Genomic DNA, 14115 nt, shown 5'->3' on the forward strand with positions numbered 1-14115 from the left:
TATTTCTCTTGTAAGAAACTTAATCCAATCTGAACAAATGTTACCCATTCTTTCAATGAAACTGGCTTTCTCTATGCTAAGATAATGTCAGGTTATTTTTTCGGGAGGTATTTTTATGAAAAAAGGAAAATTGACAAAGTGGGTCATTACATCAGCTGCATCACTTTCATTTTTTGGAGTACAAGGAACAGCTGCATCAGCTGCATCTCATAAAGTATCGACAGGAGATACGCTGTGGAAGCTTAGTCAACAAGAAGGTGTATCGGTAGATGAATTAAAACAAGCGAATAATCGCACGAATGATATGATTTATGTTGGAGAAGTCCTAACAATTCCAGAAAAAGAGACAGTACATACAGTAGTACAAGGTGAGACATTGTTTGGTATTTCACAGACATATAATACAAGCGTAGATCGTTTGAAAGATTTAAACGGATTACAAGGTGATCTTATTAACGTAGGACAACAGCTAGTTGTAACGGGACAAGGAGCTTCTGAAGCGGCACCAGCACCACAGCCTACAAACGTAGGAGTTGCGGAAGCGGAAAAAGATTTATTAGCAAGATTAGTAGAAGCAGAAGCGAAAGGTGAGCCGTACCAAGGTAAAGTAGCGGTAGCAACCGTGGTTATGAATCGTGTGGCGTCAGCCCAATTCCCTAACAGCATTACAGAGGTTATTAATCAACCTTTAGCTAACGGTGGTTACGAGTTTTCTCCAGTAGGCAATGGAACGATTAATCAGCCTGCTTCTGAGGAGTCAAGACGTGCTGTAGAAGAAGCGTTAGCAAATCCAGATCATCAAAACCCTGCGCTGTTTTTCTATAATCCACAGATTGCAACAAATTCGTGGTTAGAAACAAAGCAAGTAACAGCAGTTATCGGAAATCACGTATTTGCTAAATAAAAAGAAACGAGGATTTCCCTCGTTTCTTTTTATTGCTTATAGATATGCTTGTAGCTGTTGCGATAGTTTAAGAAATTCTTGTTTGTTACGATGTAATAAGGCATGATCAATTTCTTTTTGAAGCTGTTGTTTTTGAAACATCCGAAGCGCATGATCTAATACCATTTCAGCCGTTAATGAATTCATTGTATCTTCTTCATTTTGTTTCTGGATATGATTCAAATGCTTTTCCACGGGGAAATCAACTCCTCAGAAATTTTTAGTTACCTATTCATACTCTAAGCTATGCGATGTTTCTAAAAATGGTTCGTAGCTTACAGCCTATGGGGGAGATAAGAAAGCCATTTAAAATCGAATTAAGTAATGATAATTGTACTATAACAGGATATATATATCAACTTTGTTATATAATTGATTGTCGTCTTTTTCTGACAAAAATCTATGGTCTAAACAAGAGTGTTCTAGCATAGGTGACCTTCTTATTCTTTATGAGTGTTTCCTATATTCCATTTGCTTATTCGCATTATTCTATTTATTCATTGTACATATGAGATATTATTCGTATAAGATATGTATAAACATCAATCTCGAAAGCGTTAACATTAATTGTGAGAGGGGAACATAAAATGTCAGTGCTTACATTGAAACGCTATGTTTTGAGTGAAAGGGAACGCGAAAAATTAGAAGATGCATTGCTTACTAGCTTTCCAGAATGTGAATCTGTTGTGTGGCAGCTAGATGATGTAGAGCTTGGGGAATTGTATCACAAAAAAATGCAGATAAAAGCTTGATTATAAAAAAAGGGCAACGTTTCATCAGAAAACGTTGCCTTTATTCTTGCTTGGACGAGTCAATGCCGTATGCAAAGGGAATTAATGCACAGATTAAAGCAGCAGTTAGCTCAAATGTGAGCTGTAAGCCGTTAAGTTCATGACTTTGAAACATTAAAATCTTTTCAACCGTGCCAAATACAATAAAACCGAGGATGAGATAGCGTGCAATCCAAATCGCTTGTCTATAAGAAAGCAAGCCTTGTTTTAAATGCGCTGTAATGGTCTGAATCATATTTTTTCCTCCTTACCCAAACTAGTTATCTTTTAAACTTATTTTTATTGTAACAAATTATTTGATATTGTTAATTATTTAAAGTTTTCCATTCGAAAAAACCTTCCTCAATCAGCTGAGGAAGGTTCTCTTTATTTTGCAAGTGGTATTGAAGAATCAGAACTTTGAGGTGGAGCTGGTGGATGAAATTCGTTTTCCATTTTTGAAACAACAACCGTTGCAACTCCGTTTCCAATTAAGTTCGTAATAGCACGAGCTTCAGACATAAAGCGATCCACACCAATTAATAATGCAAGACCTTCAACAGGAATCATTGGGAAGGCTGCTAATGTTGCTGCTAGAGTGATAAACCCAGAACCCGTTACGCCAGCGGCACCTTTTGATGTTAGCATTAACACACCTAGTAGCGTTAACTCTTGCCAAATCGTTAAGTCAACTCCGTAGGCTTGTGCAATAAAAATTGCTGCCATTGATAGATAAATAGATGTCCCATCAAGGTTGAATGAATAACCAGTAGGGATAACCAGACCTACAACGGACTTAGAGCACCCGTATTGCTCCATACGATTCATCATTTTTGGTAAAGCTGATTCAGATGACGATGTACCAAGCACGAGTAAAATTTCTTCTTTAATAAACGCAATGAATTTTAAAATACTGAAGCCATAAAATTTAGCAATTGTACCTAAAACAAAAATGATGAATAAGAACATCGTAATATAGACAGATCCCATTAATTTTCCGAGCGAAACAAGTGAACCAATTCCAAAATTTCCGATTGTATAAGCCATCGCGCCGAAAGCAGCAATTGGAGAAATCTTCATAATCATATTAACGATTCCGAAGAAAATATCCGTCACTCGTTCAAAGAATGTAATGACAGGTGCTGCTTTTTCGCCTAGAGCTGCTGTTGCAAGTCCAAATAACACGGCAAAAAATAAGATTGGAAGCAGTTCTCCGTTAGCCATTGCTCCAAAGACGCTATCTGGAATAATGCTCATCACAAAGTCCATGAATCCATGTTCAGCTTCGGCTGCTTGCTTCGTATACTCAGAGACGTCAGCTCCCTGTGCTCCGCTTATATTAAAGCCTTGACCAGGTTTTACGAAGTTAACAACAAGAATACCAATAGCTAAAGCGAACGTTGTGACAATTTCAAAATAAAGAAGTGCTTTACCACCAATACGCCCGACTTTTTTCAAATCGCCCATACCACCAATTCCAATGACAACAGTTAAAAAGATAATCGGTGCGATAACCATTTTAATTAATTTAATAAAGATGTCAGCTAATACTTTCAGCTGCGCGCCGAATTCAGGAAAAATAAACCCAACCATAATCCCTAAGATAATCCCAATAATAACGCGAACTGTTAAGTTGTTAAAATTAATCTTCATCTTCCATCCCCCTTGATTCATAATTTGACAGCGTTTTCATTTATCTTGTAAACCTATAGTACCGCATATGAATGGGGGGTGAAATTTCTGGTGATAATGGTCTTTTTGTTCATTAAGTTCTTAGAATTTTCATAGAAAAGAGTTTGGGACATAACAAAATAATTGCTTCTAAAAGACGAGCAATAGCTGTTCCCATCTCTTTAGGTTATCTGAACACGTTCGTTCCATTGCGTTACGGCCACTCGCTTTCTGCGGGGAGGAACCTGAGCTTCCTCGCTGCGCTTTGGGATCTCAGGTTTACCTCTTTTTCCCGCAGGAGTCGAGTGTCCTACGCTCCATTCCACCCTGTTTCCAACATTGTTTTCACAATCAACAAAAAACCTGAGCGATTAAAAGTGAGGAACTCTCAATCGTTCAGGTATAGTAGAGGCTGAACTACTTATGTCTCAGTCTCTTTAATTACTTCTTATATGTTTCTTCCACAATATCTTTTGTTAAACGCTTTTGAAACTCTGTATAAAGTGGTTTAAAGCGCTGTTTCCACTTATCTCTTTCCTGTTCTGTTAAATAATGAACTTGAATCGAAGACTCACTTTTAATTTTTTCGAGCTGCTGATCATTCATTCCTTTCGAGTGCTCCCACATCCAAGCTGTTGTTTCCTCCATCGCATTTGAAAGCAGAAGTTGAACATCGGGAGGCAAGCTGTTCCAATAGCTCTCGTCCATCATGACCGCATAGCCTAAGTAGCCGTGATTACTAATCGTCATGTAGCGCTGCAGCATATATAAACGCTTTGAATAGATATTTGAAATTGTGTTCTCTTGACCGTCAAACTCTTGTTTTTCCAGCGATTCATACACTCGGTTAAATGGAGCAATGGTAGGTTTAGCATCAAGTAGATCAAACTGCTTTTTTATGACTTCGCTTGGCATAATACGAAAGCGTTGGCCTTTAAAGTCATCCGGGACAGCCAGCTTTTTTTGACTACTCGTCATTTGTTTAAATCCATTGTTCCAGAATGCTAGTCCTTTTAAATTTTCTTTTTTGAGAGATGCTTGCAGACTCTTGCCAATCTGACCGTTTAACGCGGCTTCAACTTCACCTTCATCTTTAAACATAAATGGGAGGTCAAAAAGTAGCCAATCCTCGTTTACATCTGCAAGTTTTGAGAAAGAAGGAGCAATCATTTGAACGTCATTTCGTCTTAAAGCATCTACTTCTTCTGTATCAGAATAGAGCACACTATTTGAGAAAACTTCAACTTTAACCTTGCCATCTGATCGTTCATTAACAACCTTGGCAAACTTTTGAGCTGCTAATCCTTTTGGGGTGTTTTCAGCTACAACATGACTAAAGTTAATCACAATCTGCTCATCCAGTCCTCGTTGTTCATCATCTCTATAGACGTGTTCTGAATGTAAAAACGAAGGAGGGAAAAGCAAAATATAAGTAAAGAAAGCGCTGACAAATAAAGCTGTTACAATAAATATTCGCATAGGGTCTTACTCTCAGCTCCTCGCATCTCGATGAGAAGAATTGTAATCTTATGATTTATTTTACCATGCAGATTTGGAGCATGGTAAAATAAATATAGATAGTATATGTGAGAAAGAAGAGGTAGCTTAGGCTTTATGAATCGATTTTCAATGCAAACGAAGATGACTGCCTTAATCTTTTTTATTATCGTCTTTGCGCTGTTTTTAGCCGGTCTTGTCGTGATTAAAGAGTTTGTGGAATCAAAGGAAGAAGATTTACGTCAGAGAGCTCTTGTAACATCAAGAACTGTAGCTGAAATGACGGAGGTTAGCGAAAAGATAACGGGAGATGAACAAAAAAGGCAGAAAATTAACACAATAGTAGACCCCATTCGAATTATTCACGGGGCAGATTATGTAGTGGTACTTGATATGGAAAAGATAAGGCTGTCTCATCCAGTCAACGCTATGATTGGCACAAAATCGCATGGTGAAGATGAAGGACAAGCATTTGCTGAACACACATACACGGATAAGGCCAAAGGAGAAAGTGGCACCGTAGTGCGTTCACTCGTTCCAATTATTAATCACCACCATGAACAGGTTGGCGTTGTAATTAGTGGTTATTTGTTGCCGACTTTTTCAGAAATTATACAGAGCTTGAAAAAAGAGATTTTTATCATCAGTCTGCTAATTCTACTATTTGGTGGATGGGGAGCTTGGGTACTAGCTTCTCACATAAAAAAGCAAATGTTTGAGTTAGAACCAGATGAGATTGCACGGCTATTTGTCGAGCGAACGGAAACCTTTAACGCTATGCATGAAGCTGTAATCGCGATTGATAAAGATGAGTATATTACAATTTTTAACGATAAAGCAAAAACCATTATGAATATTCATGATGATGTAATTGGAAAATTGATTTATGACGTCATTCCAGATACCCGTTTACCAGAGATTTTACAGCTGAATCAACCGGTTTATAACAAAGAGCTTCAAGTACGGAATTTAACGATTTTAAGCAATCGGGTTCCAATTAAGGTAAAAGGAGAAACGGTAGGAGCAGTTGCGATTTTCCAGGACCGAACTGAAGTAAAGAAGCTAGCTGAAGAACTAACTGGGGTAAAAGCATTTGTCAGTGCACTTCGCGTTCAAAGTCATGAATATATGAATAAGCTTCATACAATTGCAGGGCTGATACAGCTTGGAAACAATGAAAAAGCGCTGGAGTACGTCTTCGATGTTTCCGAGCAGCAGGAAGAATTGACGAATTTCTTACACAAAAATATTAAAAATGAAAGCATATCAGGCTTGTTAATTAGCAAAGTAAGCAGAGGAAAAGAATTGGGAATTACGTTAACAATTGATAAGCATAGCTATTTAGAAACGTTTCCTCAGCATTTAGATCATCATGATTTTGTAATCATTATTGGGAATCTAATTGAAAACGCTTTCGATTCGTATGCTAACTCTTTTCATGATGAGAAAGAAGTCTATGTAAGCATTGAACAAACAGAGGACGTGTTGTCTATTTTGGTAGAGGATAACGGATGCGGCATGGCTAAAGAAGAAGCGAAGCATATCTTTGAAGAGGGATTTTCGACAAAGGCAAAGGAAAATAGAGGTATTGGTCTTTATTTAATTCACCAAATTGTTCAAAAAGGTGATGGAGATATTGCGATTGAAACAGAATATGGGCGTGGCACGGCGTTTACCATTACATTTGTACTATAGGTTATAAGTGAAAAGGGGATGGAAGCATGACAAAAAGCCAATGGAAGGTACTTGTGATTGAAGATGATTTAATGGTTCAAGAAGTGAATAAGCAATTCATCGAGCAGGTGGAAGGGTTTGTAGTGACAAACGTCGCATCAAACGGAGTAGAAGGGTTACAAATGATTGAAAAAGATAATCCGGATCTAATCATCATCGACATGTATATGCCGAATCAAGACGGGCTTACCACACTTCAAAAAATTCGCTCAAAGGGCTATCAATCAGATGTAATTGCCGTCACAGCGGCCAGTGACAGTGAAACGGTCAAGCGTGTATTGCAATACGGAGCCGTTGATTATATTATGAAGCCATTTAAGTTTGAACGCATGAAGCAAGCTTTAGAAAACTATCGACAGCGCCAAACCAAACTAAGCAAAAGCGAATCTATCACTCAAGACGAAGTCGATACGCTATTATTTAAAACAGCCGTTGAGAAAAATCCAACGTTACCGAAAGGGTTAAACACGGTCACGTTAGCTGGAATCCGGTCGTATTTACATAGCCAAACTGATCCAATTTCAGCAGAAGAAGTTGCAGAAGGAATGGGTATTGCAAGGGTCACGGCACGTCGATACTTAGAGTATTTAGATCAAGAGAAAGAAGTTGAGCTTTACGTAGAGTATGGCCGAGTCGGCAGGCCTGTTAACCGTTATTTATTGCAACAAAAGTAGTCATAAAAAAGACCGGTTCTTTGCTGGACCGGTCTCTGTAGCTATGATTCATAGATTTCTTTAATTCCTGATAAGCGTAAAGATAACGTATTGTGATTTTCATCCTGTAAAGATAATGTTTGTTCGACTAGGTTTAACTGTTTCACTTTTCCTTTGAAAGTTTCTAATAAACCATCACGATAATAATTAACTGTAACAGAACCGTTTTTTCGTAAAGCTTTTAAAATCATTAGATAATCTCCTCTCATGGTATGTTTTATTTATGAAAACCGAAGTAAAATGTAAGCGTTTTTTTATCTACTTTTAGTATACACAAAAATAGTAAGCGTTTTCACTAAAAAAATGAACACTTTGTGAAATTTTGCACATCTACTTTCAAAAAGAATCTTTACAACGTTAATCTTACTCTTTCTTTATGAAATTCAAGTGAAAAAACTGTTAATCTCATGTTAAGAGTTTGTTACCTAAAGGTTTTCTTGACAAACACCTTTGCCTCTATTAGACTGTTCAACATATTTTAAATAATCTGAAAGGTGGCTTTAAAAGAGTTTAGACTCTACATGCTATGAATCCAATTCAACATATTTTACATACACACCCTCTTATTGTGCTCGACGGCGCATTAGCCACAGAGTTAGAACGATATGGCTGTGATTTAAATGACAGCTTATGGTCAGCGAAAGTATTGGTTGAAAAACCAGAAGCCATTAAACAAGTACATAAAGATTATTTTGCAGCAGGAGCCGACTGTGCCATAACGGCAAGTTATCAAACAACGATTGAAGGCTTTGCCAAGCGCGGTATTAATAAAGAAGAAGCCATTCGTTTAATGAAGCTTTCTGCAGAGTTAGCAATTGAAGCAAGAGATGAATTTTGGCAAACGAATCAAACTGATACCAGACCAAAACCATTAGTAGCAGGTTCTGTAGGGCCATACGGAGCGTACTTGGCAGATGGATCTGAGTACACTGGAGACTATAGCTTAACAGAAGAAGAGCTCATAGGTTTTCATCGTCCTCGCATAAAAGCATTGCTTGAAGCTGGCGTTGATTTATTAGCTTGTGAAACAATTCCAAGTTTGCAAGAAGCAAAAGCAATCGTGCGGGTGCTAAAAGAATTTCCTGATGCTTATGCGTGGGTTAGCTTCAGCGCCAAAGATGAAGAACACATCAGCAATGGAACAGTAGCTGCAGCGTGTGCAGAATGGCTAAGTTCCCATGAACAAGTAGTCGCGGTAGGGATTAACTGCACGCCTCCTCAATACGTAAAAAGTCTAATTAAAAGCATGAAAGCCAAAACGAAGACACCACTTCTTGTATATCCGAACTCTGGTGAACAATACGACCCAACAAGCAAAACTTGGGGAGGAGTAGAAGCAGAGCAATCTTACCAGTGCTTCGCATCCGACTGGCGCCAAGCGGGAGCGCAGCTTATTGGTGGCTGTTGCCGAACAACGCCTGAAGACATTGAATCAATTACAAAGCTCACCAGATAATACGAAAAGACATCTTTGCTAAGCGAAGGTGTCTTTTTTAGTTTATGACGGGAAATCAGAAAGTAGAACATATATAGAAGTAAAGTCAAAGGGTAATATGATATTTTACAGCGTGCTCTTTGTAAATCATACCAAGTAAAGGGTGTTGTTAGAATAGAAGAGTAATCTCATCGAGTTTTTCCCTATCCAAAAGCCTCGTGATTGAAATGAAAGGTGCGCCACTCCAGCAGGATTAGCGGGCCAGATGAGACCCCGCAGTTTACGAGGAGGCTCAGCGCTCGCCCTGCGGAAAGGAAGCAATCTGGAATGGAAATCACGCTAGGTAAAGGGTGTTGTTAGAATAGAAGAGTAATCTCATCGAGTTTTTCCCTATCCAAAAGCCCCGTGATTGAAATGAAAGGTGCGCCACTCCAGCAGGATTAGCGGGCCAGATGAGACCCCGCAGTTTACGAGGAGGCTCAGCGCTCGCCCTGCGGAAAGGAAGCAATCTGGAATGGAAATCACGCTAGGTAAAGGGTGTTGTTAGAATAGAAGAGTAACCTTATCAAGTTTTTCCCTATTCAAAAGCCCCGTGATTGAAATGAAAGGTGCGCCACTCCAGCAGGATTAGCGGGCCAGATGAGACCCCGCAGTTTACGAGGAGGCTCAGCGCTCGCCCTGCGGAAAGGAAGCAATCTGGAATGGAAATCACGCTAGGTAAAGGGTGTTGTTAGAATAGAAGAGTAACCTTATCAAGTTTTTCCCTATTCAAAAGCCCCGTGATTGAAATGAAAGGTGCGCCACTCCAGCAGGATTAGCGGGCCAGATGAGACCCCGCAGTTTACGAGGAGGCTCAGCGCTCGCCCTGCGGAAAGGAAGCAACCTGAAATGGAAATCACGCTAGGCAGAGAACAAGTGCTTCCCCCTCTAAAAACAAGTTAAATCTGACATAACTAAATATAATAGCTAACGATAAAAAAACGATATTTTAACTATGGCTATAAATATCATATAGTTAAGGTAACAAAGAATTAATCGATTGTAGAGGAGGCGACAAGATGTTTTGGAAAAAAGATGAACCCGTAGCTGTTCATGGTGTACTTTTTTACGGTTTGCTGAGTAAAAAGCAACGAGCAATCCTCAAAGAAATTGAAAAAGTTACTTCCCCTGAAGAATGGAACGGTTTAAAAGGCGTTTATTGCCTCGGCAGTGTTAAGGTACAAGGAAGAGACGTATTAGGCGTTTATTACGGACAATTTCCAAAGCAAACCTCTTCAAAAAAGCAAGCTCTACAATTTGAAATTAACTATAAAAAATATACAGTGACAGAGTGTCCTATTGTCTTTGTTGACACCATGAAAAACAAAAAAGCTCATCAGTTCGCTTTCATCGTTCTTCATGAACTAGGTCATCACGTAGATCGAACTCAAAACCAAGCTGTATTAAGAGAAGGAAACAAGCAGCAAGAACTATTTGCAAACACATATGCAATTGAACGTTTTTTACAAATGGAAGGAATGGAATCCAAGCAGCTTCACAATATTCCTTACCTTCAAGAAGCGATTCAGGAATACCAACAATCGCACTATCCATTCTGTCCTCCGCTTACTCTTCGTGTTGAATAACGAACCCACTCCTACCTATGTTTTAAAAGCCATGAACAAAAAGGATTTAATTATATAAAAAGTTTTAAAAGTATTTATATGACGAATTATTTACAGCGAACCGAATCTTAAATTATGATTATTTTAAGAAAAAACAGAAAATTAAGGTGCTGTAAGAACAGAAACTAGTATAACTGGCTGCTGAGTTTTTAACATCATGTAAATGCAGATAAAACCATAGCTTTGTCAACTTTAATGAAAGCGTATACAAAACAAGGGGTAGGGGGATTTATATGTTAGCAATACTTGGTTTTGCAATGGTATGTACCTTCATGTTTTTAATTATGACAAATCGCTTAACACCACTAATTGCACTGATGGTTATTCCTGTTATATTTGCAATCATTGGTGGCTTTACAACAGATATAGGTGAAATGGCGTTAGCAGGTGTAAAAGAATTAGCACCAACGGGCGTAATGCTCATGTTTGCTATTCTATACTTTGGTATTATGATTGATGCTGGGTTATTTGATCCAGTTGTAGGTAAAATCTTAAAGATTGTTAAAGGGGATCCACTGAAAATTACGATTGGTACAGCCATTCTTGTTTTAACTATTTCATTGGATGGTGACGGAACAACAACATACATGATTACGCTCTCTGCAATGTTACCGCTTTATAAAAAGTTAAACATGAGTACGATGATGTTAGCCTGTATTGCGATTATGGGAAGCGGAGTTATGAACTTAACGCCTTGGGGTGGTCCAACTGCTCGTGCGATGAGTGCATTAAATCTAGACGCTTCTCAAGTATTTACACCGTTAATTCCAGCGATGGTTGGAGGAGCAATTTGGGTTATCTTCACCGCTTACCTATTTGGTAAAAAAGAACGTCAACGTTTAGGCGTAATTGATTTAAAAGATATTTCATCTGTACAAGTTGCGTTTGCAGAGCAAGCAGCAGCAGTGGAGCAGCCAAGCTACAAGCGTCCAAAATTACTTTATGTAAATCTTGGCTTAACAATTTTATTAATGGTTGGGTTAATTAGCGGAATCATGCCTTTACAAATTTTATTTATGATAGCGTTTGCGATTGCGATTATGATTAACTATCCAAATTTAGAAACACAAAAAGAACGAATTACAGCTCATGCGGGTAACGTACTAGCCGTTGTGTCACTAGTATTTGCAGCAGGGATCTTTACAGGGATTTTATCTGGTACAAAGATGGTTGATGCGATGGGAAATAGCTTAGTTTCTCTTATTCCAGATGCACTGGGACCTTACATGTCAGTCATCACAGCCATTACAAGCATGCCATTTACATTCTTTATGTCAAATGATGCTTACTACTATGGCATTCTACCAATTATCGCACAGGCAGCAGCCACATACGGAATCGACGCAGCTGAAATTGCGCGTGCATCATTAATCGGTCAGCCAGTTCACTTGCTAAGTCCACTTGTTGCTTCTACATATCTATTAGTAGGTATGGCGAAAGTTGACCTTGGAGAATTCCAGCGCTACACGTTAAAATGGACGATTGGTACATCAATGGTCATGCTGCTTGTTGCTATCATTACAGGGGTCATTACCTTGTAACATGAGAACTTATTCGCTTTCAAGCGGATAAGTTCTTTTCTATATAATTGATAGGTAAGTTCAAGATATAAAAAGTAGTCTAATTCGATAGTAATGCTTTTAAATAATCAAGAAGACGATAGAGTTCTTATCTTGAAACCTCATACCAAGTAGAGGGAGGTTTTTAAAACACAAAAAAATGAACGGTTCTCATCAAAAGGCACCTTAATAAAAAAACCTGTGATTGTAATGGAAGATGCGCCACTCCTGCAGGACTAGCGAGACCCCGCAGTTTACGAGGAGGCTCGGCGCTCGCCCTGCGGAAAGGGGGCAATCTGGAATGGAAATCACACTACGTAAAAAGAGTACTTTTAAAATTCAAACAAGAGAGTAAACTCCTCAAAGGTTGTGCCTATTCGAAAGCCTCCTGCCAGGCAGAGAGCGCATTTTGTAATGACCTTATTCAAAGCTGAAAGATAATATTTATAAAAGTCAGACAAATCGAAACGTAAGATAAAAATTTTGGTAGAATAAAAGAGGAGTGCAAATAGAAGAAGGATGTCAAAATAGAATGAAAAAAACAATTTCCATTTCGTTAGAAACAAAAACAGTTGGCCTTACTGTTGGTTTGGTACTACTTGTGGTTACATTACTTGCTAGTATCTTTTCTTATATGCAAGCAGTGGAGTCAAAAAAGCAAGCAGAACAGTTAGCTTTGCAGGCTGCCAAATCGATTTCCTTTATGCCAGAAGTCAAACAAGCTTTCAATGACAAGAATCCTTCAAAGGTCATTCAGCCTTTAGCAGAGCAAGTACGTGAACAAATTGGTGCTGAAGCCATTATCGTTGAAAACCGAAAAAAAGCCATTTATTCGCCTGACGAAGAGAAAAGAACAGACCGTCAAACCAATGCCAGTTCCAACTATCGTGCGCTTATGTTTGGAGGGTACTATACGCTGGAAGGCATGGGAACTTCGGGTCTATCTATTATGGGGAAAGCTCCGGTGATTAGCGAACAAGGAAAATACCGTGAAATTATTGGTGTCGTTACCGTAGAATTTCTAGAGCGAGACGTTCATGCTCATTTAATTAAGCGCATTCAACAGATTATTTTTTACGCTTTTCTCGTCCTTCTTCTTGGAATCGTTGGGGGAGTCTTACTCGCTAAAAGCATTAAAAAAGATACTCTTGGCTTAGAGCCAAACGAAATCGCTTCTTTGTATCGGGAGCGTAGTGCAATTTTGCGATCGATAAAAGAAGGCATTATCGCCATTGATGCGAAAGGTCGAATTACGATGATGAATACATCAGCGAGGCATATGCTCGGCTTGCAGGATAACTATATCCCAAAGTCAATCATTGAAGTATTCCCTTATACAAACATGATGCGGGTGCTGGTAGATGGTCAAGCGCAAAATGATCAAGAGATTCGCTTTCATAATAAGCTTTTTATTTTAAACTTATTGCCCATTATTGAAAATGACAAAATCGTTGGTGTCGTAGCAAGTTTCCGCGATAAAACAGAGCTGAATCATTTAATCCATACGCTAGGAGAAGTACGGAGATACTCTGAGGACTTACGGGCACAAACACATGAATTCACAAACAAGCTTTATGTGCTATCTGGACTGCTTCAGCTAGGAGAGTATGATGAGGCCTTTGAATTTATTCAAAAAGAGTCCAATGCGCACCAAACGCAAAATCGAATTTTATTTCATCAAATTTTGGATGCTAAAGTACAAGCTGTGCTATTAGGTAAGATGGGCAAAGCGTCTGAAAAGAAAGTAGAGTTTACCATTGCAGAGGATAGCTTATTGAAAGAGCTACCTTCGCATATTGATGTCTCACATTTAATCATCATTATTGGAAACCTAATTGATAATGCTTTTGATGCAGTTAGTACGCAAGATGACAAGAAAGTATCGTTTTTTATTACCGATATTGGTCAAGACATCATTATTGAAGTAAGTGATAATGGAAGTGGAATTTCAGAAGAAATAATTGATAAATTGTTTTCAAAAGGATTTTCGACGAAAGGACAAAACCGAGGATATGGGCTTTCAAACGTGAAAGAAATGATCGATGAGCTTCAAGGTTGGATTGACATTCATCCTGAAGAAGAAGGTACCACATTCTCTGTTTATCTACCGAAGCAAAAGTAGACGCAAT

At 38.6% G+C, this 14115-nt stretch carries 13 protein-coding genes; 8 read left to right on the forward strand and 5 right to left on the reverse strand.

The annotated features are described in order from the left end of the window. Positions 1-115 precede the first annotated feature (115 nt). The gene (locus LZP85_RS03115; protein WP_119543320.1) at positions 116-904 is read left to right on the forward strand and encodes a cell wall hydrolase; all 789 of its coding nucleotides are present in this window, start codon (positions 116-118) and stop codon (positions 902-904) included. A gap of 36 nt (positions 905-940) precedes the next feature. Here LZP85_RS03115 and LZP85_RS03120 read toward each other — a convergent pair whose 3' ends face one another. Beyond that, entirely contained in the window at positions 941-1138 is a 198-nt protein-coding gene (locus LZP85_RS03120; protein WP_025910344.1) for an IDEAL domain-containing protein, read from the reverse strand. 392 nt (positions 1139-1530) lie between these two features. On the opposite strand from LZP85_RS03120, the gene LZP85_RS03125 reads away from it, so the two are divergent. After that, a complete protein-coding gene (locus LZP85_RS03125) occupies positions 1531-1695 on the forward strand; it encodes a hypothetical protein (protein WP_153301191.1) in 165 nt (54 codons plus the stop codon). Between the two features lie 40 nt (positions 1696-1735). Here the strand turns inward: LZP85_RS03125 and LZP85_RS03130 are convergent, their stop codons facing one another. The 3 genes from LZP85_RS03130 to LZP85_RS03140 form a co-directional block, all read right to left on the reverse strand. Continuing rightward, entirely contained in the window at positions 1736-1969 is a 234-nt protein-coding gene (locus tag LZP85_RS03130; protein ID WP_061786374.1) for a hypothetical protein, read from the reverse strand. A gap of 131 nt (positions 1970-2100) precedes the next feature. After that, positions 2101-3366, reverse strand: a complete 1266-nt coding sequence (locus tag LZP85_RS03135; protein ID WP_119543321.1) for a dicarboxylate/amino acid:cation symporter — start codon at positions 3364-3366, stop codon at positions 2101-2103. Between the two features lie 459 nt (positions 3367-3825). Next, positions 3826-4863, reverse strand: a complete 1038-nt coding sequence (locus tag LZP85_RS03140; RefSeq protein ID WP_206782283.1) for a DctP family TRAP transporter solute-binding subunit — start codon at positions 4861-4863, stop codon at positions 3826-3828. 135 nt (positions 4864-4998) lie between these two features. Here LZP85_RS03140 and LZP85_RS03145 point away from each other — a divergent pair, with 135 nt between their 5' ends. Together LZP85_RS03145 and LZP85_RS03150 are read left to right on the forward strand one after the other, a co-directional pair. Beyond that, the gene (locus tag LZP85_RS03145) at positions 4999-6576 is read left to right on the forward strand and encodes an ATP-binding protein (RefSeq protein ID WP_119543323.1); all 1578 of its coding nucleotides are present in this window, start codon (positions 4999-5001) and stop codon (positions 6574-6576) included. A 26-nt stretch (positions 6577-6602) separates the two neighbouring features. Then, positions 6603-7289, forward strand: a complete 687-nt coding sequence (locus LZP85_RS03150; RefSeq protein ID WP_234561969.1) for a response regulator — start codon at positions 6603-6605, stop codon at positions 7287-7289. 41 nt (positions 7290-7330) lie between these two features. On the opposite strand, the gene LZP85_RS03155 is transcribed toward LZP85_RS03150, so the two are convergent. Further along, positions 7331-7519 (reverse strand): YolD-like family protein, encoded by a 189-nt coding sequence (locus tag LZP85_RS03155; protein WP_025910354.1) that lies wholly within the window; start codon positions 7517-7519, stop codon positions 7331-7333. A 335-nt stretch (positions 7520-7854) separates the two neighbouring features. Here LZP85_RS03155 and mmuM point away from each other — a divergent pair, with 335 nt between their 5' ends. The 4 genes from mmuM (at position 7855) to LZP85_RS03175 (ending at position 14108) form a co-directional block, all read left to right on the forward strand. Next, positions 7855-8784 (forward strand): homocysteine S-methyltransferase, encoded by a 930-nt coding sequence (gene mmuM / locus LZP85_RS03160; RefSeq protein WP_234561971.1) that lies wholly within the window; start codon positions 7855-7857, stop codon positions 8782-8784. A gap of 1037 nt (positions 8785-9821) precedes the next feature. Continuing rightward, positions 9822-10388 carry an ImmA/IrrE family metallo-endopeptidase gene (locus tag LZP85_RS03165; RefSeq protein ID WP_119544020.1) on the forward strand — a complete coding sequence of 189 codons (567 nt, stop codon included), beginning with the start codon at positions 9822-9824 and terminating at the stop codon, positions 10386-10388. Positions 10389-10660: 272 nt separating this feature from the next. Then, positions 10661-11968 carry a CitMHS family transporter gene (locus LZP85_RS03170; RefSeq protein ID WP_025910357.1) on the forward strand — a complete coding sequence of 436 codons (1308 nt, stop codon included), beginning with the start codon at positions 10661-10663 and terminating at the stop codon, positions 11966-11968. Between the two features lie 550 nt (positions 11969-12518). After that, on the forward strand, positions 12519-14108 hold the full coding sequence (locus tag LZP85_RS03175; protein ID WP_206782281.1) for an ATP-binding protein: 1590 nt from the start codon (positions 12519-12521) through the stop codon (positions 14106-14108). Positions 14109-14115 lie beyond the last annotated feature (7 nt).

This window comes from Priestia flexa (assembly GCF_021441905.1).
Classification (GTDB): domain Bacteria; phylum Bacillota; class Bacilli; order Bacillales; family Bacillaceae_H; genus Priestia; species Priestia flexa.